At 69.7% G+C, this 23,194-nt stretch carries 25 protein-coding genes and 3 pseudogenes; 24 read left to right on the forward strand and 4 right to left on the reverse strand.

What is annotated here, in order from left to right:
- Window positions 1-66: 66 nt before the first annotated feature.
- From mftA to mftG, 7 genes are all read left to right on the forward strand, one after another.
- Window positions 67-156 (forward strand): mycofactocin precursor MftA, encoded by a 90-nt coding sequence (mftA, locus tag ACJ512_RS04910; protein WP_407687629.1) that lies wholly within the window; start codon window positions 67-69, stop codon window positions 154-156.
- Between the two features lie 4 nt (window positions 157-160).
- Window positions 161-433 carry a mycofactocin biosynthesis chaperone MftB gene (gene mftB, locus ACJ512_RS04915; RefSeq protein WP_407687628.1) on the forward strand — a complete coding sequence of 91 codons (273 nt, stop codon included), beginning with the start codon at window positions 161-163 and terminating at the stop codon, window positions 431-433.
- On the forward strand, window positions 430-1,602 hold the full coding sequence (gene mftC, locus ACJ512_RS04920) for a mycofactocin radical SAM maturase (RefSeq protein ID WP_407687627.1): 1,173 nt from the start codon (window positions 430-432) through the stop codon (window positions 1,600-1,602). Before mftB ends, mftC begins: the two co-directional genes overlap by 4 nt.
- 2 nt (window positions 1,603-1,604) lie before the next feature.
- Window positions 1,605-2,807 carry a pre-mycofactocin synthase MftD gene (mftD, locus tag ACJ512_RS04925; protein WP_407687626.1) on the forward strand — a complete coding sequence of 401 codons (1,203 nt, stop codon included), beginning with the start codon at window positions 1,605-1,607 and terminating at the stop codon, window positions 2,805-2,807.
- Between the two features lie 112 nt (window positions 2,808-2,919).
- Window positions 2,920-3,645 (forward strand): mycofactocin biosynthesis peptidyl-dipeptidase MftE, encoded by a 726-nt coding sequence (gene mftE / locus ACJ512_RS04930; RefSeq protein WP_407687625.1) that lies wholly within the window; start codon window positions 2,920-2,922, stop codon window positions 3,643-3,645.
- Window positions 3,642-5,054, forward strand: a complete 1,413-nt coding sequence (mftF, locus tag ACJ512_RS04935; RefSeq protein ID WP_407687624.1) for a mycofactocin biosynthesis glycosyltransferase MftF — start codon at window positions 3,642-3,644, stop codon at window positions 5,052-5,054. Before mftE ends, mftF begins: the two co-directional genes overlap by 4 nt.
- 145 nt (window positions 5,055-5,199) lie before the next feature.
- Complete coding sequence (gene mftG, locus ACJ512_RS04940) at window positions 5,200-6,639, forward strand: mycofactocin dehydrogenase MftG (RefSeq protein WP_407687623.1); 1,440 nt, start codon at window positions 5,200-5,202, stop codon at window positions 6,637-6,639.
- 30 nt (window positions 6,640-6,669) lie between these two features.
- Here mftG and ACJ512_RS04945 read toward each other — a convergent pair whose 3' ends face one another.
- The 3 genes and pseudogenes from ACJ512_RS04945 to ACJ512_RS04955 form a co-directional block, all read right to left on the reverse strand.
- On the reverse strand, window positions 6,670-7,539 hold the full coding sequence (locus tag ACJ512_RS04945; protein ID WP_461479981.1) for a PE family protein: 870 nt from the start codon (window positions 7,537-7,539) through the stop codon (window positions 6,670-6,672).
- A gap of 613 nt (window positions 7,540-8,152) precedes the next feature.
- Complete coding sequence (locus tag ACJ512_RS04950; protein ID WP_407689169.1) at window positions 8,153-9,265, reverse strand: MFS transporter; 1,113 nt, start codon at window positions 9,263-9,265, stop codon at window positions 8,153-8,155.
- A 10-nt stretch (window positions 9,266-9,275) separates the two neighbouring features.
- A pseudogene (locus ACJ512_RS04955) lies at window positions 9,276-9,395 on the reverse strand (TetR family transcriptional regulator); the annotation flags it as partial.
- Between the two features lie 42 nt (window positions 9,396-9,437).
- Here ACJ512_RS04955 and ACJ512_RS04960 point away from each other — a divergent pair.
- From ACJ512_RS04960 to ACJ512_RS05020, 13 genes and pseudogenes are all read left to right on the forward strand, one after another.
- Window positions 9,438-9,900: pseudogene (locus ACJ512_RS04960) on the forward strand (TetR/AcrR family transcriptional regulator); the annotation flags it as partial.
- A gap of 460 nt (window positions 9,901-10,360) precedes the next feature.
- On the forward strand, window positions 10,361-10,666 hold the full coding sequence (gene rpsJ, locus ACJ512_RS04965) for a 30S ribosomal protein S10 (protein ID WP_003873519.1): 306 nt from the start codon (window positions 10,361-10,363) through the stop codon (window positions 10,664-10,666).
- A gap of 14 nt (window positions 10,667-10,680) precedes the next feature.
- The gene (rplC, locus tag ACJ512_RS04970) at window positions 10,681-11,355 is read left to right on the forward strand and encodes a 50S ribosomal protein L3 (RefSeq protein ID WP_407689170.1); all 675 of its coding nucleotides are present in this window, start codon (window positions 10,681-10,683) and stop codon (window positions 11,353-11,355) included.
- On the forward strand, window positions 11,355-12,008 hold the full coding sequence (gene rplD / locus ACJ512_RS04975; protein WP_369740609.1) for a 50S ribosomal protein L4: 654 nt from the start codon (window positions 11,355-11,357) through the stop codon (window positions 12,006-12,008). Before rplC ends, rplD begins: the two co-directional genes overlap by 1 nt.
- Window positions 12,008-12,310, forward strand: coding sequence for a 50S ribosomal protein L23 (gene rplW, locus ACJ512_RS04980; RefSeq protein WP_407689171.1), 303 nt, complete (start codon window positions 12,008-12,010; stop codon window positions 12,308-12,310). Before rplD ends, rplW begins: the two co-directional genes overlap by 1 nt.
- Before the next feature lie 29 nt (window positions 12,311-12,339).
- On the forward strand, window positions 12,340-13,182 hold the full coding sequence (gene rplB, locus ACJ512_RS04985) for a 50S ribosomal protein L2 (RefSeq protein WP_407689172.1): 843 nt from the start codon (window positions 12,340-12,342) through the stop codon (window positions 13,180-13,182).
- Between the two features lie 18 nt (window positions 13,183-13,200).
- A complete protein-coding gene (rpsS, locus tag ACJ512_RS04990; protein WP_003892827.1) occupies window positions 13,201-13,482 on the forward strand; it encodes a 30S ribosomal protein S19 in 282 nt (93 codons plus the stop codon).
- Entirely contained in the window at window positions 13,479-14,012 is a 534-nt protein-coding gene (gene rplV, locus ACJ512_RS04995; RefSeq protein ID WP_407689173.1) for a 50S ribosomal protein L22, read from the forward strand. The genes rpsS and rplV overlap by 4 nt, the downstream gene beginning before the upstream one ends.
- Window positions 14,012-14,848, forward strand: a complete 837-nt coding sequence (gene rpsC / locus ACJ512_RS05000; RefSeq protein ID WP_407689174.1) for a 30S ribosomal protein S3 — start codon at window positions 14,012-14,014, stop codon at window positions 14,846-14,848. The genes rplV and rpsC overlap by 1 nt, the downstream gene beginning before the upstream one ends.
- Before the next feature lie 3 nt (window positions 14,849-14,851).
- Entirely contained in the window at window positions 14,852-15,268 is a 417-nt protein-coding gene (rplP, locus tag ACJ512_RS05005; protein WP_407689175.1) for a 50S ribosomal protein L16, read from the forward strand.
- Entirely contained in the window at window positions 15,268-15,510 is a 243-nt protein-coding gene (rpmC, locus tag ACJ512_RS05010) for a 50S ribosomal protein L29 (RefSeq protein WP_407689176.1), read from the forward strand. The genes rplP and rpmC overlap by 1 nt, the downstream gene beginning before the upstream one ends.
- Window positions 15,510-15,815, forward strand: a complete 306-nt coding sequence (gene rpsQ / locus ACJ512_RS05015; RefSeq protein WP_144949707.1) for a 30S ribosomal protein S17 — start codon at window positions 15,510-15,512, stop codon at window positions 15,813-15,815. Before rpmC ends, rpsQ begins: the two co-directional genes overlap by 1 nt.
- Window positions 15,816-15,991: 176 nt before the next feature.
- Complete coding sequence (locus ACJ512_RS05020) at window positions 15,992-18,370, forward strand: arylsulfatase (protein WP_407689177.1); 2,379 nt, start codon at window positions 15,992-15,994, stop codon at window positions 18,368-18,370.
- 199 nt (window positions 18,371-18,569) lie between these two features.
- Here the strand turns inward: ACJ512_RS05020 and ACJ512_RS05025 are convergent, their stop codons facing one another.
- Complete coding sequence (locus tag ACJ512_RS05025) at window positions 18,570-20,291, reverse strand: transposase (protein ID WP_407689781.1); 1,722 nt, start codon at window positions 20,289-20,291, stop codon at window positions 18,570-18,572.
- Window positions 20,292-20,560: 269 nt separating this feature from the next.
- Between ACJ512_RS05025 and ACJ512_RS05030 the strand changes: the two are divergent.
- From ACJ512_RS05030 to ACJ512_RS05045, 4 genes and pseudogenes are all read left to right on the forward strand, one after another.
- Window positions 20,561-20,674, forward strand: a pseudogene (locus ACJ512_RS05030) (DUF4436 family protein); the annotation flags it as partial.
- Window positions 20,675-20,780: 106 nt separating this feature from the next.
- Entirely contained in the window at window positions 20,781-21,113 is a 333-nt protein-coding gene (locus tag ACJ512_RS05035) for a DUF4436 family protein (protein ID WP_407688444.1), read from the forward strand.
- Between the two features lie 34 nt (window positions 21,114-21,147).
- On the forward strand, window positions 21,148-22,017 hold the full coding sequence (locus ACJ512_RS05040; protein WP_407688445.1) for a formylglycine-generating enzyme family protein: 870 nt from the start codon (window positions 21,148-21,150) through the stop codon (window positions 22,015-22,017).
- A 616-nt stretch (window positions 22,018-22,633) separates the two neighbouring features.
- The gene (locus ACJ512_RS05045) at window positions 22,634-23,023 is read left to right on the forward strand and encodes a hypothetical protein (RefSeq protein ID WP_407688446.1); all 390 of its coding nucleotides are present in this window, start codon (window positions 22,634-22,636) and stop codon (window positions 23,021-23,023) included.
- The last annotated feature ends 171 nt before the right edge of the window (window positions 23,024-23,194 follow it).

Here is a 23,194-nt window from a genome sequence, read left to right on the forward strand (position 1 = left end):
TGCCATATTCTGGCGACGATTGTGACTCAACTCATCGTTGTCAAGAACCGGCGAAAGGCAAGCCCCGTGGACCACGAGACCCACACCGACACCGAACTCGTCACCGAGAGCCTGGTCGAAGAGGTGTCCATCGACGGGATGTGCGGGGTCTACTGACCCCGTGTTCGACCCAGACCTCGGCTGGCGGTTGCATCCCCAGGTGGCGGTCCGGCCGGAGCCGTTCGGAGCGCTGCTCTACCACTTCGGCACCCGCAAGCTGTCCTTCCTGAAGAACCGCGCCGTCCTGACGGTGGTGCGGTCGCTGGCCGAGCATCCCGATGCCCGGTCCGCCTGCCGCGCAGCGGGTGTGGACGACTCCGGGCAGGGTCCCTACCTGCACGCGCTGAGCGTGCTGGCCGAATCGCAAATGCTGGTACCCCAGGAGGCTTCATGACAGCCCAGACATCGGGGGTGCCCCGGCTCATCGAGCAGTTCGAACGGGGCCTGGACGCGCCCATCTGCCTGACGTGGGAGCTGACCTACGCGTGCAACCTGGCCTGCGTGCACTGCCTTTCGTCGTCGGGCAAGCGCGATCCGCGCGAGCTGTCCACGCGCCAGTGCATGGACATCATCGACGAGCTGGAACGCATGCAGGTGTTCTACGTCAACATCGGCGGCGGGGAACCCACGGTGCGCCCGGACTTCTGGGAGCTGGTCGACTACGCCACCGCGCATCACGTCGGGGTGAAGTTCTCCACCAACGGGGTCCGGATCACCCCGGAGGTCGCCACCCGGTTGGCGGCCAGCGACTACGTCGACGTCCAGATCTCGCTGGACGGCGCCACGGCCGAGGTCAACGACGCCGTCCGCGGTCCCGGGTCGTTCGCGATGGCGGTGCGGGCGCTGGAGAACCTGGCCGATGCCGGGTTCGGCGACGCGAAGATCTCGGTCGTCGTCACCCGCCACAACGTCGGCCAGCTCGACGAGTTCGCCGCGCTGGCCGGCCGCTATGGCGCCACGCTGCGGATCACCCGGCTGCGGCCGTCGGGGCGCGGCGCCGACGTCTGGGATGAGCTGCACCCCACCGCCGCCCAGCAGGTCCAGCTCTACGACTGGCTGGTCGCCAAGGGCGAGCGGGTGCTCACCGGTGACTCCTTCTTCCACCTGTCGCCGCTGGGCTCCTCCGGCGCCCTGGCCGGGCTGAACATGTGTGGGGCCGGCCGGGTGGTGTGCCTGATCGACCCGGTGGGCGACGTGTACGCCTGCCCGTTCGCCATCCATGACCGCTTCCTGGCCGGCAACGTGCTGTCCGACGGGGGATTCGACAACGTCTGGAAGAACGCCCCCCTGTTTCGTGAGCTGCGCGAACCGCAGTCCGCGGGCGCCTGTGGCAGCTGTGGGCACTACGACAGTTGCCGGGGCGGGTGCATGGCGGCCAAGTTCTTCACCGGCCTGCCGATGGACGGCCCGGACCCCGAATGCGTCCAGGGTCATGGCGAGCCGGCGCTGGCCGGAGCCCGTGAGACGCCGCGGCCGCGGGCCGACCACTCCCGGAGCGGGCCGGTCCCGCTCACGCTGGGCGTGCGGCCGTCGGCGCGCCTGTGCGAAGAAAGCCCGGTGTAGTCATGGCCAAGTGGTTCGAAACGGTCGCCATCGCCCAGGAACGCGCCAAGCGCCGGCTCCCGAAATCCGTCTATTCGTCGCTGATCTCGGCCAGCGAAAAGGGAATCACCGTCTCCGACAACGTCGCGGCGTTCGGTGAACTCGGTTTCGCGCCGCACGTGGTCGGTGCGCAGGCAAAACGCGACTTGTCGACCACCGTGATGGGGCAAGAGATTTCGCTGCCGGTCATCATTTCGCCGACCGGTGTGCAAGCGGTCCACCCCGACGGTGAAGTCGCGGTGGCGCGGGCCGCGGCGGCCCGGGGCACCGCGATGGGGCTCTCGTCGTTCGCCAGTAAGCCGATCGAGGACGTCATCGCCGTCAATCCCAAGGTGTTCTTCCAGCTGTACTGGCTGGGCGGGCGCGACGCCATCGCCGAGCGGGTGGAACGGGCGCGTGCGGCCGGGGCGGTCGGCCTGATCGTCACCACCGACTGGACGTTCTCGCACGGGCGCGACTGGGGGAGCCCCTCGATTCCCGAGAACATGAATCTGTTGACCACCCTGCGGTTGTCCCCGGAGGCGATCGTGCGGCCGCGGTGGCTGTACATGTTCGGCAAGACACTGCGGCCGCCGGATCTGCGGGTGCCCAACCAGGGTCGCCGCGGCGAGCCCGGCCCCCTGTTCTTCAACGCCTACGGGGAATGGATGGCCACCCCACCGCCGACCTGGGAAGACATCGCGTGGCTGCGCGAACTCTGGGACGGACCGTTCATGCTCAAGGGCGTCATGCGGGTCGACGATGCCAAAAGGGCTGTCGACGCGGGCGTCTCGGCGATCTCTGTGTCCAACCACGGCGGCAACAACCTGGACGGCACGCCGGCGTCGATTCGCGCCCTGCCCGCGGTGGCGGCGGCGGTCGGCGACCAGGTCGAGGTGCTGCTCGACGGTGGCATCCGGCGCGGGGGCGACGTCGTCAAGGCGGTGGCGCTGGGGGCACGGGCGGTGATGATCGGGCGGGCCTACCTGTGGGGTCTCGCCGCGGCCGGCCAGCCCGGCGTCGAGAACGTCCTCGACATCCTGCGCGGGGGGATCGACTCGGCGCTGATGGGGCTCGGGCACGCCTCGGTGCACGACCTGAGCGCCGACGACGTCCTGGTCCCGGCCGGGTTCGGCCGGGCGCTGGGGGTGCCGCCCGCGGCCCGCGACCAGCCCCCGGCGGGGTGAGGTTCCTGGTGCCTGCGAGGCAACCGTGACGCACGAGTCCTGAAATCGGGGCGTTCGATGAACGCCCCAGAAAAAATATTGTTTTCAGGGGACAACAATTGGTGCACGCCAGGTGAATTGGCCTTACCATCGGCGAGTGCCCGTACTCGGCGAACTGGGAAGTGTGACGTCGAGCCAGCTGTTCACGCCGTATCTGCTGATCCCGGTGGGGTCCACCGAACAGCACGGCCCGCACCTGCCCCTGGACACCGACACTCGGATCGCGACCGCGGTCGCGGCCGAGGCCCGGGCGTTTCTGGGCCGGGAATGGCTGGTTGCGCCGGCCATCGCCTACGGCGCCAGCGGCGAGCACCAGAGCTTCGCCGGAACCGTCTCCATCGGCACCGAGGCACTCACGCTGCTGCTTCTCGAGTACGGCAGGTCGGCCACCTGCTGGGCGCGGCGCCTGGTCTTCGTCAACGGGCACGGCGGCAACGTCGCCGCCCTGGGCGCCGCGGTGGGCCGGCTCCGGGCCGAGGGGCGCGACGCGGGGTGGGCCCCGTGCGCCGCGGCGGGCGCCGACGCCCACGCCGGCCACACCGAGACATCGGTGTTGCTGCACATCTGCCCCGCCGAGGTGCGGACCGACCGGTGGCTGCCCGGCAACGACGCACCGCTGGCCGAGTTGCTGCCCTCGATGCGCCGGGGCGGAGTGGCGGCCGTCAGCCCGGTGGGCGTCCTGGGCGATCCGACGACGGCGACCGAGAGCGAGGGGAAGCGCCTTCTCGCGGAGATGGTCGACGGGTGCGTGCGCCGCGTCGCCCGGTGGCGGCCCGGCGTCGACGGGATGCTGACATGAGCCAGCCCCGGCTGCCGGACGGGTTCGCCGTTCAGGTCGATCGCCGCGTGCGGGTGCTCGGCGACGGTTCGGCGCTGCTCGGTGGTTCGCCGACCCGGCTGCTGAAGCTGGCCCCCGCCGCCCAGCACATGCTCTCCGATGGCCGGCTGAAGGTACGCGACGACGTCAGCGCCCAGTTGGCCCGCACCCTGCTGGACGCCACGGTGGCCCACCCCCGGCCCGCCGGCGGCCCGTCACACCGCGACGTCACCGTGGTTATTCCGGTGCGCGACAACATCGTTGGCGTACGGCGTCTGGTCAGTTCGCTCCGCGGGCTGCGTGTCATCGTCGTCGACGACGGTTCGTTCCAGCCCCTCGGGCCGAACGACTTCGTCGGTGCGCACTGCGACGTCGAAGTGCTGCGCCACTCCCGCGCCAGGGGCCCGGCGGCGGCACGCAACACGGGGCTGGCGGCCTGCAAGACCGAGTTCGTCGCGTTCCTGGATTCCGACGTGGCGCCGCGCCGCGGCTGGCTGGAAGCGCTGCTCGGGCACTTCTGCGACCCCACCGTCGCCCTCGTCGCGCCGCGCATCGTCGGCCTGGCGCGCAGCGAGAACGTCGTGGCGCGCTACGAGGCGGTGCACTCCTCGCTGGACCTCGGCGAGCGGGAGGCGCCGGTGCTGCCCCACAGCACGGTGTCCTATGTCCCCAGCGCCGCGATCATCTGCCGCTGTTCGGCCATCCGCGAGGTCGGCGGGTTCGACGAGACCATGCAGTCCGGTGAGGACGTCGACCTGTGCTGGCGCCTCATCGAGGTGGGGGCCCGGCTGCGCTACGAGCCGATCGCGCTCGTCGCCCACGACCACCGCACTCAACTTCGGGATTGGCTGGCGCGCAAGGCGTTCTACGGCGGGTCGGCCGCACCGCTGTCGGTGCGCCACCCGGACAAGACGGCACCGGTGGTCATATCCGGTTGGGCGCTGACCGCCTGGATCTTGATGGCGCTCGGGACCAGCGCCGGCCGGCTGGCCTCGGTCGCGATCGCCCTGCTCACCGGCCGGCGAATCGCGATGGCCATGCGCAGCGTCGAGACGTCGGCGGGTGATGTGCTGGTGATCGCGGCCCGCGGCCTGTGGTCGGCGGCGCTGCAGTTGGCCTCGGCGGTGTGCCGGCACTACTGGCCCCTGGCGTTGTTCGCGGCGTTGACGTCGCGCCACTGCAGACGCGTCGTGGTCGTCGCGGCGGTCATGGACGGCGTGGTGGACTGGCTGCGCCGCCGCGACGCCACCGACGAGGATGCCGAACCGATCGGTCTGCTGACCTACCTGCTGCTCAAGCGCGTGGACGACCTGGCCTACGGCCTGGGCCTGTGGTGGGGCGTGTTCCGGGAACGCAACCTGCGCGCGCTCAAGCCGCAGATCCGCAGCTAGTGCCGCGCGCTCGGTTGGCCGGTGCGCAGGACGGCCGACCCCGGTCCCTCGTGCGCGCCGGATATGTTGGCTACGAGGGGATTTCCAGCTACTCCGGTGCGTACCACCCGGCGCCGGCCGCGGTTGGCCCCGGTTCCCCGCCGCCGTGACCGCAACCGCCCCGCACAGCGACGTGCTGATCGTCGGTGCGGGCAGCGCCGGTTCGGTGGTCGCCGAGCGCCTGTCCGCCGACTCGGGCTGCACCGTCACCGTCCTCGAGGCGGGGCCGGCGCTCGCCGACCCGGTGTTGCTGGCGCTGACCACCAACGGGCTGCAGCTGCCGATCGGCGCGGGCAGCCCGCTGGTGCAGCGCTACCAGACCCGCCTGACCGATCGGCCCGTGCGCCGGCTACCGATCGTGCGCGGCGCCACGGTCGGCGGTTCGGGTGCGGTCAACGGGGGTTACTTCTGCCGCGGGTTGCCGCGCGACTTCGACCGGGCGGCGATACCAGGCTGGGCATGGTCGGACGTCCTCGGTCATTTCCGCGCCATCGAGACGGACCTGGATTTCGACGGTCCCGCCCACGGGGACAGCGGGCCCATTTCCGTTCGGCGCACCCGGGAGATGACGGGCGCCACGGAACTGTTCATCGCCGCCGCGCAGCGCGCCGGGTTTGCGTGGATTTCCGACCTCAACGACGTTGGGCAGGAACATATTTCGGGAGTAGGGGCCGTCCCGCTCAACATCGTCGACGGCGTGCGCAAGGGGTCCGGCGCGGGGTTCCTGGTGCCGGCACTGGGCCGGCCGAACCTCACGCTGCTGGACCGGACGCGCGCGGTGCGCCTGCGTTTCGCGGGCACCAGTGCGGTCGGTGTCGACGCGATCGGCCCGCAGGGCCCGCTGACGCTGCGGGCGAGCCGGATCGTGTTGTGCGCCGGCGCCATTCAGTCGGCACACTTGCTGATGCTCTCGGGTATCGGAGGCGAGGCGGCGTTGCGGGCCGCCGGCGTGCCGTTGGTGGCGGCGCTGCCGGTGGGGCGGTCCTGCAGCGATCACCCGGAATGGGTGCTGCCGACCGATTGGCCGGTTGCGCCGGGCCGGCCCGTGCTCGAGGCGGTGCTGAGCACGGACGACGGCATCGAGATCCGGCCCTACACCGGCGGATTCGTTGCCATGACCGGTGACGGCAGCGCCGGCCATCCCGACTGGCCACACATCGGGGTGGCGCTGATGCGGCCGCGGGCCCGCGGGACGCTGACCCTGGTCTCACCGGATCCCGGCGTCCCTCCGCGCATCGAGCACCACTACGACAGCGAGCCGGACGACGTCGCGGCGCTGCGCCGGGGCAGCGAGTTGGCCCGCGAACTGGCCAGTGCGGCAGCCTCTGTCGGGGAGCCCCTCTGGTCGACGTCGCAGCATCTGTGCGGCAGCGCCCCCATGGGCACCGACGACGACCCACGCGCCGTCGTCGATCCCCGCTGCCGGGTGCGCGGGGTGGGGAACCTGTGGGTGATCGACGGTTCCGTGCTGCCGACGATCACGGGCCGTGGCCCGCACGCCACCATCGTGATGCTGGGCCACCGCGCGGCCGAATTCGTCGGGTGAGCCATCGGCGCGCCCCACGGGGCGCGCCGATTACTCCGCGACGGCGTTCCAGTGCGCCGCGGGCGCCGCCGCCACCGCCGTCTCCTCGCGGGCGGCAGCAGCGGGGGCCGCCGCCGGGGAATACGGCGGCGTCGCCGGGGAGTAGGCCGCCGAGGCGGCCGCCGGCACCGGCGTGCCCGTGCCGACCGGCATCGGCGGCATCGTCGCCGGGGCGACGGCAGACGCTTCCGCCTGCACCGCAGCCGGGGCGCTGACGGCCAACGGCACGTCCGCCGGCTCCGCGGCCGCCGGGGCCGCAGCGTAGGCGGGCGTCGGCGCCTGCATCGGTGCGGCGGGTGCGCTTGCCGACACCGCCGAGGCCGCCGGGACGGCCGAGATCGGCGCGCCGGGCACCACCGCCGCCGCGGGAGGCGGCGCGACCGCGGTCGCCAGGGGCGCCGCCGGGGCGACCGGCGCAGTCCCGCCGGCCAGGCTCGCCGTCGCCGACGGCACCGCAGCGGCCGCCGAACCCGCCGGCGCGGCCGCGCTCATCACCGGCTGCGCGTGCGACAGGGCCTGACCGGACTGGTTGACGGCGGTGCTCAGCATGCCCTGGTGAGCCGTTTGCAGAGGCGAGGCGTTGGCCGCCTCGGTGAGGGCATACTGCGCGGCGCCACCGTTCATCAACTGCACGAACTGGTCGTGAAACGCCGCGGCCTGGGCGCTGAGCAGCTGGTAGGCCTGGGCGTGCGCGCCGAACAGTGCGGCGATGCTCGCCGAGACCTCGTCGGCACCGGGCGGTGTCACGCTCGACGCCGGGCCCATCGCCGCCGCGTTCGCCGAACTGATGCTCGAACCGAGATAACCTAAGTCCGCCGCCGCCGCTGTCACCTGCTCCGGTGCCGCGATTACGTATGACATTTCACTTCCCCCGCGTGTCGAATCGCGTCCAACCGGATGGTATCCCGCACCCCGGGTTCCGCGGGGGCTTTTGGCCCGACCATACCGGCCGGTGCCCACCCGGTCGACCTGTTCGCAGGCAGCCGCCGACCCCCGGCCCCGCCCAGGAAAGGGCGGGCCGCGCCTGCGAACCGTTGCCGGGGCGGGCGCGACCCGCCGGTGAGGGTGGCGACGTTCATGCAGTCCACGTAGATGGCCACGACGAGTGGCGATGCGCGCGCTGGAATGCGTCAGGCGCGAACAATGCGTCGCAAAAAGCGTGGACGGCACGACGCCGTGTCATGGATCTGGTTGTCATGAATCAGCCTTCGCCGGTCACCTCCCTTCGCTCGCTGATGCGACTACGCCGAGCGACCATGCGCGGTGGCAAGCGCCCGGCCCGACCCGGCGGCCGCCGGGCAGGTCGATGGGTGAGTCCGCTACCGGGACAAGCGAATCCCGGAACGGTCCGCCGTCAATCAACATCACATTCACCCCAAATCGCCGAGATGATCTGCAGTTGCTGATATAGATTTTTGATACCAGAAAATCGAGATCTGCGCAAGAGGCCGCCGCACGGCGGCACGGGTGCTGGTCAGGCGCATCGCCCTCCGGCGCAGGCGTCCTCGCGCCGGGCCGACCCCCGCCGCACCGGCCGGAGTCGTCGTCCGTCCCGCCCGGGCGCCCACGGCCCGATCACCACCGCGGCGACGCCCTGCTTGTCGTCGGGGACCGCGCCCATGATCGCCGCCGTCGTCGGCGCGGTGCAGAACCCGATGCCCGTACTGAGGATCAGCGTGGGCCAGGCCAGGTCGAGATAGCCCGAATGCAGGTCGAGGATGCGCATGCAGCCGAAGCCGACGGCCGTGCACAGCATGCCCAGGGTCACCACGAGGCGCAGGCCCAGCTTCGGCACGTACCAGAACGACAGGGCCGAGCAGACGCCCAGCGGCACCATGAAGGGCGCGAAGGCCACCGCCGTCATCAGCGGCGAATAACCCATGATCTGCTGCACGTACTGCATGGCCAGGTAGAAGAAGCCAAAGGTCGCGCCGAACAGCACGACGATCGTCGCAAAGCCGGGATCGGCGAACAGTCGCACGTCCAGGAGCGGACTGCGCCGACGGGCCGCCAGCCGGAACTCGACCACGCCGAACGCCACCGCGATGAGGGCGCCGGCGACCAGTCCGCCCCAGACCAGCGGATCGCTCCAGCCGAGGTCGGGGGCCTCCAGGATCGTTGCCACCGCGATCGCCAAGGCCGCGCCGATCAGGACCGCGCCCCGCCCGTCGATGCGGGGGGCGTCGGCGTCGCGCGACGGCGCCACCGTGCAGGCCAGCGCGAAGATCGCCAGGCCGCCGACGCCCAGCGACCAGAAGATCGCGTGCCAGTCCCAGAAGCGCAGCAGCAGAACGGAACCCAGCATGCCCAGCACTCCGCCGCACCCGGCCGTGCCGGCCCAGATGCCGACGGCCTTCGGGTAGGCCACGGTGAGCAGTGACAGCGTCGCGGGCATCACGAAGGCGGCACCGGCCCCGGCCAGCGATCGGCCGGCGATGATCTGCAGCGGGCTGTGCAGCAGCGCCGGCGCCGTCGATCCCGCCGAGAAGATCATCAGCTGCGACTGCGTCGCCGAGATGGCCACCGCCAGATCGCCCAGCGCGGTGTTCAGCGCCGTCATGGACGCGACGACCAGTGCCACGCCCATGCATCCGACGGTTGAACGCGGCCGCCAGCAGGTCGTCTCCGCTGGGGAAGTGGCGGTACAGGGCGGCCCTGGCTACGTTGGCGTTACGGGTTACGGCCTCGATGGTCTGCCGAGCGAGCCGCTGCGACACGCATCGGCGGCAATCGGCAGGCGCGAACCTGGACCCTGAACCGCCCTGATACCGCCGTCGCCCACGCCGCCGGCCGAGGGCCCGCTGCGGGGAGCGGCTGATCGCTCTGGTGCTCGCCCAGGCCGAGGTCGTGGCCCAGGCGCCGGCCGTGCTGACGGCCATGTCGTGGTTGGCGCTGGGTCCCGACCTCGACCGGTTGCCCGAGCCGCGGCACACCCGCGCCGCCGGCGGTTCCTCCATCACCACGCTGCGCGAACGGATCGCCCGGCAGTACGCGGCGCCCTTCGACGCCGTATTCGACAGCCCGCAGGCCGCCGAGTTGGGCGAGGTGGACCGCTCCCGCGCCATCGCGCTGCTGATCGGCCCGCTGGTGCTGGGCCGGCTGAGCACGTTGCCCGATTTCGACTACGGCGAGTGCGCCCGCGCGGCGGTCGACGGGTTCCTGGACGTGCAGCGCGTGCACAGCCGCGCCGACGCGGCGCGCGCGGAACCGGCGGGTGCCTGAGCCCCTCCGGTCGGCCCCGCCCGGAGGCGGCTTCCCGGCCCGCGAACACGCCGCTGACCGGCGCGTCGGCGGGCCGCTGGTAGCGTTCTCGTGAGGCGTGCCCGGGATTGGGCCGGGGATTTTGCCCCGGGCCTGATCTGAGGCATACTGTTCGGGTTGCCCTGCGCCAGGTTTTCGCCTGGCCGGGCATACGACCAGCGTCCGAACGGGCGCGTCCGGTCCCATCCTTGAGTGCGACTAAATCGGCCGCGCACGAGGCTGCGTGCGGGTGACACACCCGACCGCGGGGGTCGGTGGACCACGACAGGTAAACAGCGGCGCAGCATCCGGCGCGACGCTAGGCCGACCGAAAATCGGGCGGTCGAACTGCGCGCCGGAGGGCACCAGGTCCGGACATCGGACCTCGAGAACGAACGAGGCCCGGACACGGGCTTCACGAGGGAATCAGGTAGGGAGAGGCGTGGCGGGACAGAAGATCCGCATCAGGCTTAAGGCCTACGACCACGAGGCCATCGACGCGTCGGCGCGTAAGATCGTCGAGACCGTCGTCCGCACGGGTGCCAGCGTCGTAGGGCCGGTGCCGTTGCCGACCGAGAAGAACGTGTACTGCGTCATCCGCTCTCCGCACAAGTACAAGGACTCGCGGGAGCACTTCGAGATGCGTACGCACAAGCGGTTGATCGACATCCTCGATCCGACGCCGAAGACCGTTGACGCCCTGATGCGCATCGATCTTCCGGCCAGCGTCGACGTCAACATCCAGTAGGAGATCCAGAGCTCATGGCAAGGCAGGGCAATTCCGCCGCGCGGCGGGGCATTCTGGGTACCAAGCTCGGGATGACGCAGGTGTTCGACGAGAACAACCGGGTCGTGCCGGTGACCGTGGTCAAGGCGGGCCCGAACGTGGTGACGCGCATCCGCACCCCGGAGCGCGACGGCTACAGCGCCGTGCAGTTGGCCTACGGCGAGATCAGCCCACGCAAGATCAACAAGCCGGTGACCGGCCAGTACGCGGCCGCGGGCGTCAACCCGCGCCGGTACCTGGCCGAGCTGCGGCTCGACGACGCGGAGGCGACCGCCGACTACGAGGTCGGCCAGGAGCTGACGGCCGAGATCTTCGCCGCCGGCGCCTTCGTCGACGTGACCGGGACCTCGAAGGGTAAGGGCTTCGCCGGCACGATGAAGCGGCACGGCTTCCGCGGCCAGGGCGCCAGTCACGGCGCCCAGGCAGTGCACCGTCGCCCCGGGTCCATCGGCGGCTGCGCCACCCCCGCGCGGGTCTTCAAGGGCACGCGCATGGCCGGCCGGATGGGCAACGACCGGGTGACGGTCCAGAACCTGGTGGTGCACAAGGTTGATACCGAGAACGGCGTGCTGCTGATCAAGGGTGCGATCCCCGGGCGCACCGGTGGTCTCGTGATGGTCCGCAGCGCGGTCAAACGAGGTGAGATGTGATGGCACTCAAAATCGACGTCAAGACGCCAGACGGCAAGGTGGACGGCTCGGTCGAGCTGCCCGCCGAGTTGTTCGACGCGCCCGCGAACATCGCGCTGATGCATCAGGTGGTCACCGCGCAGCGGGCGGCGGCCCGGCAGGGCACGCACTCGACCAAGACGCGCGGCGACGTCAGCGGCGGTGGGCGCAAGCCGTACCGGCAGAAGGGCACCGGCCGCGCCCGGCAGGGCTCGACGCGGGCGCCGCAGTTCACCGGCGGTGGCACCGTGCACGGCCCCAAGCCGCGCGACTACAGCCAGCGCACGCCCAAGAAGATGATCGCCGCGGCGCTGCGCGGGGCCCTGTCCGACCGGGCCCGCAACGGGCGCATCCACGCGGTCACCGAGCTGGTGTCCGGCCAAACCCCGTCCACGAAGAACGCCAAGGCGTTCCTGCACAGCCTGACCGACCGCAAGCAGGTTCTGGTGGTCATCGGCCGCAGCGACGAGACCGGCATGAAAAGCGTGCGCAACCTGCCCGGTGTGCACATTCTGGCGCCCGACCAGCTCAACACCTATGACGTGCTGCACTCCGACGACGTGGTGTTCAGCGTCGAGGCGCTCAACACCTACATCGCCGCCAACACGACCAGCTCCGAGGAGGTTTCGGCCTGATGGCGACCCTCGCCGACCCCCGCGACGTCATTCTGGCGCCGGTCATCTCCGAGAAGTCCTACGCGCTGCTCGACGACAACGTGTACACGTTCGTCGTGCACCCCGACTCGAACAAGACACAGATCAAGATCGCCGTCGAGAAGATCTTCTCCGTGAAGGTCGCGTCGGTGAACACGGCAAACCGGCAGGGCAAGCGCAAGCGGACCCGCACCGGCTTCGGCAAGCGCAAGAACACCAAGCGGGCCATCGTGACCCTGGCGCCGGGCAGCAAGCCGATCGACCTGTTCGGAGCGCCGGCCTAGCCGCGCGTGAGAGAGAGACCTGATCAGACATGGCAATTCGCAAGTACAAGCCGACGACCCCCGGTCGCCGCGGCGCCAGCGTGTCCGACTTCGCCGAGATCACCCGCTCGGAGCCCGAGAAGTCGTTGGTGCGCCCGCTGCACGGTCACGGCGGTCGCAACGCCCACGGCCGGATCACCACCCGCCACAAGGGCGGTGGCCACAAGCGCGCCTACCGGGTGATCGACTTCCGCCGCAACGACAAGGACGGCGTCAACGCCAAGGTCGCCCACATCGAGTACGACCCGAACCGCACCGCCAACATCGCGCTGCTGCACTACCTCGACGGCGAGAAGCGCTACATCATTGCCCCGCAGGGACTCTCGCAGGGCGACGTGGTGGAGTCTGGCGCCAACGCCGACATCAAGCCGGGCAACAACCTGCCGCTGCGCAACATCCCGGCCGGTACGGTCGTCCACGCCGTGGAGCTGCGGCCGGGCGGCGGCGCCAAGCTCGCGCGCTCGGCGGGGTCCAGCATCCAGCTGCTCGGCAAGGAGGGCAGCTACGCCTCGCTGCGCATGCCCAGTGGTGAGATCCGCCGGGTCGACGTGCGCTGCCGCGCCACCGTCGGCGAGGTGGGCAACGCCGAGCAGGCGAACATCAACTGGGGCAAGGCCGGTCGCATGCGGTGGAAGGGCAAGCGTCCGTCGGTCCGCGGTGTGGTCATGAACCCGGTGGACCACCCGCACGGTGGTGGTGAGGGTAAGACGTCCGGTGGCCGGCACCCCGTCAGCCCGTGGGGCAAGCCCGAGGGGCGGACCCGGCATCCCAACAAAGCCAGCAACAAACTCATCGTCCGGCGCCGTCGCACCGGCAAGAAGCACGGTCGCTAGGAAGCTCAGGAGTAGCTCATGCCACGCAGCCTGAAGAAGGGCCCGTTCGTCGACGACCACCTGCTCAAGAAGGTGGACGTGCAGAACGAGAAGAACACCAAGCAGGTCATCAAGACCTGGTCGCGGCGTTCGACGATCATTCCGGACTTCATCGGTCACACCTTTGCGGTGCACGACGGACGCAAGCACGTCCCGGTGTTCGTCACCGAGGCGATGGTGGGTCACAAGCTCGGCGAGTTCGCGCCGACGCGCACCTTCAAGGGACACATCAAGGACGACCGGAAGTCGAAGAGACGATGACAAGTACTGAGTTCCCGTCGGCTTTCCCGACGGCAACAGCCAAAGCACGGTTCGTGCGGGTGTCGCCGAGAAAGGCGCGCCGGGTGATCGACCTGGTGCGTGGCAGGTCGGTGGCCGACGCGCTGGACATCCTGCGCTGGGCGCCGCAGGCCGCCAGCGAGCCGGTCGCCAAGGTGATCGCGAGCGCAGCGGCGAACGCGCAGAACAACGGCGGGCTGGACCCGTCGACCCTGGTCGTCGCGACGGTGTATGCCGACGAGGGTCCGACCGCCAAGCGCATCCGGCCGCGCGCCCAGGGCCGCGCCTTCCGGATCCGCAAGCGCACCAGCCACATCACGGTCGTGGTGGAGAGCCGCCCGGTGCGCGACGAGCGGTCGGCGAAGTCGACGCGCGCCCGCCGCGCCGAGGCCAGCAAGGCCGCCGCCAAGACGGCGCCGGCCAAGAAGGTGCCCGCCAAGGCGGCGCCGGCCAAGACGGTGCCTGCCGAGCAGACGTCTGAGACTTCTGAAGCGAAGGGAGGCTCAGACTAGTGGGCCAGAAGATCAATCCGCACGGCTTCCGTCTGGGCATCACCACCGACTGGAAGTCGCGGTGGTACGCCGACAAGCAGTACGCCGACTACGTCAAGGAAGACGTCGCGATCCGCCGGCTGCTGTCCACCGGGCTGGAGCGCGCCGGGATCGCCGACGTGGAGATCGAGCGGACCCGTGACCGCGTCCGCGTCGACATCCACACCGCCCGTCCCGGCATCGTCATCGGCCGCCGTGGCACCGAGGCCGACCGGATCCGCGCGGACCTGGAGAAGCTCACCAAAAAGCAGGTGCAGCTCAACATCCTCGAGGTGAAAAACCCGGAGTCCCGGGCGCAATTGGTGGCCCAGGGCGTCGCCGAGCAGCTGAGCAACCGCGTGGCGTTCCGTCGCGCGATGCGCAAGGCGATCCAGTCGGCGATGCGTCAGCCCAACGTCAAGGGCATCCGGGTGCAGTGCTCCGGGCGCCTCGGCGGCGCCGAGATGAGCCGCTCGGAGTTCTACCGTGAGGGCCGCGTGCCGCTGCACACCCTGCGTGCCGACATCGACTACGGCCTCTACGAGGCCAGGACCACCTTCGGCCGGATCGGTGTGAAGGTGTGGATCTACAAGGGCGACATCGTCGGCGGCAAGCACGAATTGGCCGCCACCGCCCCGGCGGGCGCCGACCGCCCGCGCCGCGAGCGGCCCTCGGGCACCCGTCCCCGGCGCAGTGGCGCGTCGGGCACCACGGCCACCAGCACCGAGGCCGGCCGGGCCGCGGGCGCCGACGAAGGCGCCTCGCCGGCCTCCAGCGAAGCCGCGCCGGCCCTCGAAACGCAGAGCACGGAGGGCTGAACCATGCTGATTCCCCGCAAAGTCAAGCACCGCAAGCAGCACCATCCCCGCCAGCGCGGCATCGCCAGCGGTGGCACGGAGGTGAACTTCGGCGACTACGGCATCCAGGCGCTCGAGCACGCCTATGTGACCAACCGGCAGATCGAGTCCGCTCGTATCGCCATCAACCGGCACATCAAGCGTGGCGGGAAGGTGTGGATCAACGTCTTCCCCGACCGTCCGCTGACCAAGAAGCCCGCGGAAACCCGCATGGGTTCGGGTAAGGGCTCCCCGGAGTGGTGGGTGGTCAACGTCAAGCCGGGCCGGGTGCTGTTCGAGTTGAGCTACCCCAACGAGGCGATCGCCCGGGCGGCCCTGACCCGAGCGATCCACAAGTTGCCGATCAAGGCCCGCATCGTGACCCGAGAGGATCAGTTCTGATGGCAGTGGGAATCTCGCCGGGCGAACTGCGTGAGCTCACCGACTCCGAGCTCACCGAACGCCTGCGCGAATCCAAAGAGGAGCTGTTCAACCTGCGCTTCCAGATGGCGACCGGGCAGCTGTCCAACAACCGCCGGCTCCGTACGGTGCGGCAGGAAATCGCGCGCGTCTACACCGTGCTGCGGGAACGAGAACTGGGCCTGGCCTCCGGGCCGGGCGGTGCCGATGGTGAGGAATCGTGATGGCTGAAGCCAAGACCGAAAAGGGTGACAAGCACACCCCGCGCAACCCCAAGACCCGTGGCCGTCGCAAGACGCGCATCGGCTACGTGGTGAGCGACAAGATGCAGAAGACCATCGTGGTCGAGCTCGAGGACCGGGTGCGTCACCCGTTGTACGGCAAGATCATCCGTACCACCACGAAGGTCAAGGCGCACGACGAGAACAGCACCGCCGGCATCGGCGACCGGGTTGCGCTGATGGAGACGCGCCCGTTGTCGGCGACCAAGAGGTGGCGGCTCGTCGAAATCCTGGAGAAGGCCAAGTAGCCGAACCAGACTCGAGCACTCGCGCGAGCAGTCCCCCGCAAGCGGGAGGTAGCCCCAGCGAAAGCCCCCGACGCCCCGGCGTGTCGGGGGCTTTCGCGTCTTCTCGCGCGGGCGCCGGTTGCGGCCGTGTAATCTCCGACCCGACGCCGGGGGATGGCGAGAGCGGAGTGTGAGCGATGGCGAATGAGTCGGGAGAGTCTGGCCGCGCGGGAGGATTCAGCGGCAAGATCGAGCTGGACATCCGTGACTCCGAACCGGACTGGGGCCCTTTCGCCGCGCCGGTGGCGCCGGAGAACTCGCCGAACGTGCTCTATCTGGTCTGGGATGACATCGGCATCGCGACGTGGGATTGCTTCGGCGGCCTGGTCGAGATGCCGGCGATGACGCGGATCGCCGACCGCGGGATCCGGCTGTCGCAGTTCCACACCACCGCGCTGTGCTCGCCGACGCGGGCCTCGCTGTTGACCGGCCGCAACGCCACCACCGTGGGCATGGCCACCATCGAGGAGTTCACCGAGGGGTTCCCCAACTCCAACGGGCGCATCCCGGCGGACACCGCCCTGCTCTCGGAGGTGCTCGCCGAACGTGGCTACAACACGTACTGCATCGGCAAGTGGCACCTGACGCCGCTGGAAGAGGCCAACCTGGCGTCGACCAAGCGGCACTGGCCCACCTCGCGCGGCTTCGAACGGTTCTACGGCTTCCTCGGCGGCGAGACCGACCAGTGGTACCCGGACCTGGTCTACGACAACCACCCCGTCAGCCCCCCGGGCAGACCGGAAGACGGCTATCATCTGTCGAAGGACCTGGCCGACAGGACAATCGAATTCATCCGCGACGCCAAGGTGATCGCCCCGGACAAGCCGTGGTTCAGCTACGTGTGCCCGGGCGCCGGGCACGCGCCGCACCACGTCTTCAAGGACTGGGCCGACCGCTACGCCGGCAAGTTCGACATGGGCTACGAGCGCTACCGCGAGATCGTCCTGGAGAACCAGAAGTCGCTCGGGATCGTGCCGCCCGACACCGAACTGTCGCCGGTCAACCCGTACGCGGACGTGACGGGTCCGTCCGGCGAGCCGTGGCCGCTGCAGGACACGGTCCGGCCCTGGGACTCGCTGAACGACGAAGAGAAGAACCTGTTCACCCGGATGGCCGAGGTGTTCGCCGGGTTCCTGAGTTACACCGACGACCAGATCGGCAGGATCCTGGACTACCTCGAGGAATCCGGCCAGTTGGACAACACCATCATCGTGGTGATCTCCGACAACGGGGCCAGCGGCGAAGGCGGACCCAACGGATCGGTGAACGAGGGCAAGTTCTTCAACGGCTACATCGACACCGTCGAGGAGAGCATGAAGCTCTTCGATCACCTCGGCGGGCCCGAGACCTACAACCACTATCCGATCGGCTGGGCGATGGCCTTCAACACGCCCTACAAGCTGTACAAGCGCTACGCCTCCCACGAGGGCGGCATCGCCGACACGGCGATCATCTCGTGGCCCAACGGGATTGCGGCCCGCGGCGAGATCCGCGACAACTACGTCAACGTCTGCGATGTCACGCCGACGGTCTACGACCTGCTGGGCATGACGCCCCCCGAGACCGTCAAGGGCATCGCGCAGAAGCCGCTGGACGGCGTGAGTTTCAAAGCCGCGCTTGACGATCCGGGCGCGGACACGGGCAAGCACACGCAGTTCTACACTATGCTGGGCACCCGCGGGATCTGGCACGACGGCTGGTTCGCCAACACCGTGCACGCCGCGACGCCCGCGGGCTGGTCGCATTTTGCCGACGATCGCTGGGAGCTCTTCCAGATCGAGGCCGACCGCAGCCAGTGCCACGACCTGGCCGCCGAACACCCGGACAAGCTCGAAGAGCTCAAGGCGCTGTGGTTCGCCGAGGCCGCCAAGTACAACGGACTGCCGCTGTCCGACCTGAACATCGTCGAGACGATGATGCGCTCGCGGCCCTACCTGGCCGGCGAACGGGAGACCTACGTCTACTATCCCGGCTGCGCGGACGTCGGCATCGGCGCGGCCGCCGAGCTTCGCGGCCGCTCCTTCGCCGTGCTGGCCGACGTGACGGTCGACAGCACCGGCGCCGAGGGCGTCCTGTTCAAGCAGGGCGGCGCCCACGGCGGTCATGTGCTGTTCATCCAGGACGGACGGCTGCACTACGTCTACAACTTCCTCGGTGAGCGCCAGCAAGAGGTTTCGTCCTCGGGCGCCGTCCCGCTGGGCAGGCACGTGCTCGGCGTGCGCTACGCGCGGACGGGGACGGTGGAGAACAGCCACACCCCGCTCGGCGACGCCACGCTGTTCATCGACGACACCGTCGTGGGCTCGCTGACCGATGTGGCAAGCCATCCCGGCACATTCGGGTTGGCCGGCGCCGGAATCACCGTCGGGCACAACGGCGGATCCCGCGTGTCCAACCGCTACAAGGCGCCGTTCACGTTCACCGGGGGCACCATCGCCCAGGTCACGGTGGACATCTCGGGTCGGCCCTACGAAGACCTGGAACGCGAACTCGCGCTGGCGTTTGCGCGCGACTGATCTCGGGTCGGCCGCCTAGGTGGCTGGTGTCGAACGGCCATTGTGGGGGCGCTGGTTGACCGGTCGGGCTATTGGGCGATGCTCGTGTGGTCGTGAGCGGTTCCTAGCTCAGGTGAATTCGGTTGTCGGGATTGGCGATTCCGTTGCTTGGCTGGTCTACAGGCGGTCCTGGTGGGCCGGTTGGCATCGCCGACCGGCCTCAGGTCGTGGCGGCGGCCCAGTTTGCGCCTTCCCGGTGTAATCCGAGCACACCCAGGCGTGCGAGGTTGATCGCGGCGGCCAGCAGGGAGAAATCGGCGGCGACCTTGGTGGTGCCGCGCACGCGCGCACGGCGGCCGCCGTGGCGGCGGCGCATCAGGTGGCCGATCTTGCGTTCCACTTTCGGCCGGGTGGCCTTGTAGTCGGCGACCCAGCCCGGATCTGCTTGGGTGGTGCGAGCACGGGTGAGTTCGGCCTCGTAGCGGCTGATCGCGATGGTGCGCCCGGCGGTTGAGCTGGTGCACTGCTCGGCCAGTGGGCAGCAGGCGCAAGCCGGGCCGAACACCGCGTTGCCGCCGCCGCCCTTGGCCGGGCGGATCGGCACGGTCACCGCGCCCGGGCAGGTGACCGTGCCGACGTCGAGGTCGATGACGAAGCGGTCCTTGGCGTAGCGGCCACCCGGCGCGGTCGGTGGCTGCACCTTGGTGAAGATTTCCGCGCCCGCGGTTTCCAACACGGCCAGCAGTTTGCCCGCACCGTAGGCGGCGTCGCCGTAAACCGCCGGGCATCGCTGGTCTTGGGCTCCGCACACGCTGGGGGCGCTCCCGTCGCCATCACCATCACCGACCGCGCTGGCCGCGGTCGTCGTGCCAGCACTTGCACCGAGGCTCGAGTCGTCCTGAGGATCAACGCAATCTCCGTCGGCGGTGTTGGTGTCGCTGGTCACCGGAGTGGGTAGGTCGCCGGCCAGCAGGTCGGTGGCGGGTTGGGCGTCGCCGGCGTTGCCGGCGGTGACTTCGGTGGCGGTGATGATCTCGGCGTCGGGGTCGATCGCGATGTGACCCTTGTATCCGTCGAAACCCCGCGCGGAGGTCTTGTGGCCGTGGCGTGCCTGCGGGTCCACCGTGGAGATCACCCGATCGGCGGCCACACGGCGCGCGATGCGGAATATCCCGTCGGCGGCGTCTTGGTCGAGGTCCTGGCCGACCACGGTGGCCAACAGTTTGGCCGCCTTGTCCACCTCGGGCTTCAGCGCCTGCTCATCCAGGCAGGCCAGCAGCGCAGACGCGTCGCGGGCCAGCGCGTCCACCAGCGCCTCGCGCGCCGCCACGTCGTCGTAGTCACACACCGGTTTGCCGGCGCTGACGTAGTCGTCGTCGCGGGACAGCCGCGCCCGCAGCGCGGGTTGCAGCTCCGCGCCGGCGACCGCCAGCAGTCCCCGGATCGCCGAGCGGATCAATGTGACCGTGTCCATGGTGGCCACCGCGTCATACAGCGGGGTCGAGTCCAGCACCCGCTTACGGCCCACCAGCCCGGCCGCCTTGGCCGCTTGCAGGGTGACCTCAAAGATCCGGTCCGGGCGATCCGAGCGGGCCAGCCTCGCGCGCATGTCCACCAACACGGTGTGCACAAACCCCGGATAATCGAAGTCCAGCCCGCCCGCGGCATACTTCCACCGCGCGTCGAACGCGAACCGATCCACCGCCTCCCGATCCGAAAGCCCCTCGATGCGCTGCAACACCATCACCACCGCCACAATCATCGGCGGCACGCTGCGCCGGCCGACATCGGTGAACAAGTCGGCGAACATTTCATCGCCGAACAAGTTGAAGCACTCCCGGTGCAGCACGCTGTAAATCGAGTCCGGCGCCACCCGGCCCTCGCAGAAATCCACCGTCGACCGCCACAAATCCGCCTGTTTCGGCGTCAAACCCAAACTCACCCAACCATTCTCGCCGACCGCACCCGATTACCCGGTCAACGCCACGCGAAAAACACCAGCCACCTAGGCCCCGATTCCTTGCCGGCCTCGACCAAAGGTGTTGGTGCCCATGACCGCTGAGCCCTCCCCGGCCCCCGACGGTGCGGCCGGAGTCACGACGACGGCAGACGGCGATCACCCCGGGTGTCGTCGTCGGCGTGATCGTCATCTATGTCGTGTCCCTGATCGCCGTGCACCTGCCGGCCAGGTCGGCGCCCCCGCTGCCCGCGGTGGATTTGAGCAAGGTCGCCGCGCACGGCGACCCCAACAACCGGCCGTTCGACTCCTACCAGACGGAGACGATCGCCGCCGACGTGTTCACCGGTTCGGGCCAGAACCGCGAGAAGACGCCCGCCCACGTGGAGGTAACCGGGCAGCTGGACGGCTGGGACGCGACCGTCACCCGCGTGCACGAACCCCGACGAGGCCGAGTCGGACGTCCGGGACGACGTGATCATCACGCTGCGCCGGGCCAAGGGCCCGCTGATCTTCGACGTCGGGATCTGCCTGGTCCTGCTCAGCCTGCCCGCGCTGGCGTTGTGGGTGGCCATCCCGATGGCCCTGGGCCGCACGTCGTTCGTGCCGCCGTTCATAACGTGTCATGGGGCAATGCTTTTCGCCATCGTCCCGCTGCCCAACATTTTGCCGGGCGGACCGCCCTATGGTTCCTGGGTCGACCAGGCCGTGGTGCTGTGGGTGCTGATTGCGCTGGTCGTCGCGATGTCCCTGTTCGTGTCCGCCTGGTGGCGACAGCGCGATCGCGGGGCGCCGAAGAAGGCGTGAGGTCGCCGCGCCGGGCTTGCCCTACCCTGGGGGGATGCTCAGCGAGCTGGTCGACCTGCCGGGCGGCTCGTTCCGCATGGGCTCGACGAGCTTCTACCCCGAAGAGGCGCCGATCCACACCGTGGCCGTGGCGCCTTTCGCGGTGGAACTGCACCCGGTGACGAACGCGCAGTTCGGCGAATTCGTCGCCGCCACGGGTTATGTGACCGTCGCCGAGCAGCCGATCGACCCGGCGCTTTACCCGGGGGTGCAGGAGGTGCGGGCCGGGGCGATGGTTTTCCGACCGACGCCGGGCCCCGTCGACCTGCGCGACTGGCGACAATGGTGGGACTGGGTGCCGGGAGCGTGCTGGCGGCACCCGTTCGGGCCCGACAGCGACGTCGCCGACAGGGCCGACCATCCCGTCGTGCAGGTGGCCTATCCCGACGCCGTGGCCTACGCGCGGTGGGCCGGGCGCCGGCTGCCGACCGAGGCGGAATGGGAGTACGCGGCGCGCGCCGGGAGCACCGCCACCTACGCCTGGGGCGAGGAGGCCGTCCCCGACGGCCAACTGATGGCCAACACCTGGCAGGGCAGCTTCCCGTACCGCAACGAGGGCGCCCTCGGCTGGGTGGGCACCTCGCCGGTGGGGACGTTCCCGCCCAACGCGTTCGGCCTGCTCGACATGATCGGCAACGTCTGGGAGTGGACGGCCACCGAGTTCTCGGCGCACCACCGGCTCGACCAGCCGCCGAAAAGCTGCTGCACCCCGTCGGGACCCGCGGATCCCGGCGTCAGCCAGGCGCTGAAGGGCGGTTCGCACCTGTGCGCGCCGGAGTACTGCCACCGGTACCGTCCCGCGGCGCGCTCACCCCAGTCGCAGGACACCGCGACCACCCACATCGGGTTTCGCTGCGCGGTGTAGCGCACGCCGGACGGCCCGGTAGCTCACGCGCCCGGTGGTCTCCGCCGGCCACCGTGGCGTCCTCGGTGGCCGGCCGGGGAGTTCGCGAAACGGACAACACGTCGGCATTGCGTTGTCGCTGCAGATAGTTTTTAACTCGGTATGTGGCACATGGCCAAGGTCGGGTGCTCAGCTATATCTTGCGGCTCATCTCGATCGGGCGGACGAAGACTGTGAAGGCGATCGCTGCACAAGTTGCCACAACACCGGCGACAACGACTCTCCGTGCGAAACACTTGCCGCGACAACGCGGGGCGACCGCGCGGCCGACGGTTGTCCGGGGCTCGGCGCTGCCGCAGGACTGGCCGGCGCCGCCCGACGAGTCGAGCGAATACGGCGACAGACGGCCGACTCCCCGGGAACAGTGGCCGACAGTTTCGACAGATCCGCAGACAGCCTTGCCCGACCCGCCCGGTCATACGACCGGTTGGCCCAAGGCGTCGGGAATCCCGACGAATCCCTGGAACGCGCCGCTCGCCACCGCGAGTTCGCACAAGAGGATCGTCGGATGGCGCAGCAGCTGAGGCGGCCGGCGGAATCAGGATCAGTCCTGCGAGTGATGCGGAAACGAGCGACCATGACCCAGAGAGAAGACGGCCGCGGGGCCGACGCCGGCTCGCCGCTGGCAACGGTCGAAGAGAGGGTGTTGCGTGCGGCCCGGCGGGCCGCGCAGGCACGGCAAGGCGCCGCCCACGCTCAGCGATCCGCGGCCGACAGCATGCAGAGATCCGCTGAGAGTCAGGAGCGGATCGCACGGGCATATGAGGAAGCAGCCGCATACAGCGGTCATCGCGACGAATATCTCGAACGCGCTTCTCGTCACCGCGATTTCGCGCGGGATGATCACCTGATGGCTCGGGAACTGCGACAACTGGCTGACGCTGAGTGGACGGACCATCCGGTCGTCGACACCGCAGCACCGAACGGCCCGGCGGGAATCGAGCTCGGTCCAATCTGTGGCGAGTAACGAGCAGGCCTTCAAGATGCGCGCGGACATCCCATCGGCCTACCGTCGCGCCACCTCATGGCGGGTCGCGGCGGGAGTGTATGCGGGACCCTGGCGGGGTACACGACGCTCGTCAGTCAAATTTCTCAGGCGGAAATTTTCCGCTCGGCTCTTTGCCGGGCGGTGTGCGGT

The sequence above is a fragment of the Mycobacterium cajalii genome (assembly GCF_045809005.2).
Taxonomy (GTDB): domain Bacteria; phylum Actinomycetota; class Actinomycetes; order Mycobacteriales; family Mycobacteriaceae; genus Mycobacterium.

Coding starts and splice junctions, on each gene's coding strand:
- rplV (WP_407689173.1), top strand. CDS start 13,479: ATGACAAGTACTGAGTTCCCGTCGGCTTTCCCGACGGCAACAGCCAAA.
- rpmC (WP_407689176.1), top strand. CDS start 15,268: ATGGCAGTGGGAATCTCGCCGGGCGAACTGCGTGAGCTCACCGACTCC.
- rplC (WP_407689170.1), top strand. CDS start 10,681: ATGGCAAGGCAGGGCAATTCCGCCGCGCGGCGGGGCATTCTGGGTACC.
- ACJ512_RS05045 (WP_407688446.1), top strand. CDS start 22,634: ATGACCCAGAGAGAAGACGGCCGCGGGGCCGACGCCGGCTCGCCGCTG.
- ACJ512_RS04950 (WP_407689169.1), bottom strand. CDS start 9,265: ATGGGCGTGGCACTGGTCGTCGCGTCCATGACGGCGCTGAACACCGCG.
- ACJ512_RS05020 (WP_407689177.1), top strand. CDS start 15,992: ATGGCGAATGAGTCGGGAGAGTCTGGCCGCGCGGGAGGATTCAGCGGC.
- rpsQ (WP_144949707.1), top strand. CDS start 15,510: ATGGCTGAAGCCAAGACCGAAAAGGGTGACAAGCACACCCCGCGCAAC.
- ACJ512_RS04945 (WP_461479981.1), bottom strand. CDS start 7,539: ATGTCATACGTAATCGCGGCACCGGAGCAGGTGACAGCGGCGGCGGCG.
- rplW (WP_407689171.1), top strand. CDS start 12,008: ATGGCGACCCTCGCCGACCCCCGCGACGTCATTCTGGCGCCGGTCATC.
- mftC (WP_407687627.1), top strand. CDS start 430: ATGACAGCCCAGACATCGGGGGTGCCCCGGCTCATCGAGCAGTTCGAA.
- rplP (WP_407689175.1), top strand. CDS start 14,852: ATGCTGATTCCCCGCAAAGTCAAGCACCGCAAGCAGCACCATCCCCGC.
- rpsS (WP_003892827.1), top strand. CDS start 13,201: ATGCCACGCAGCCTGAAGAAGGGCCCGTTCGTCGACGACCACCTGCTC.
- rplB (WP_407689172.1), top strand. CDS start 12,340: ATGGCAATTCGCAAGTACAAGCCGACGACCCCCGGTCGCCGCGGCGCC.
- mftF (WP_407687624.1), top strand. CDS start 3,642: ATGAGCCAGCCCCGGCTGCCGGACGGGTTCGCCGTTCAGGTCGATCGC.
- ACJ512_RS05040 (WP_407688445.1), top strand. CDS start 21,148: ATGCTCAGCGAGCTGGTCGACCTGCCGGGCGGCTCGTTCCGCATGGGC.
- mftD (WP_407687626.1), top strand. CDS start 1,605: ATGGCCAAGTGGTTCGAAACGGTCGCCATCGCCCAGGAACGCGCCAAG.
- rplD (WP_369740609.1), top strand. CDS start 11,355: ATGGCACTCAAAATCGACGTCAAGACGCCAGACGGCAAGGTGGACGGC.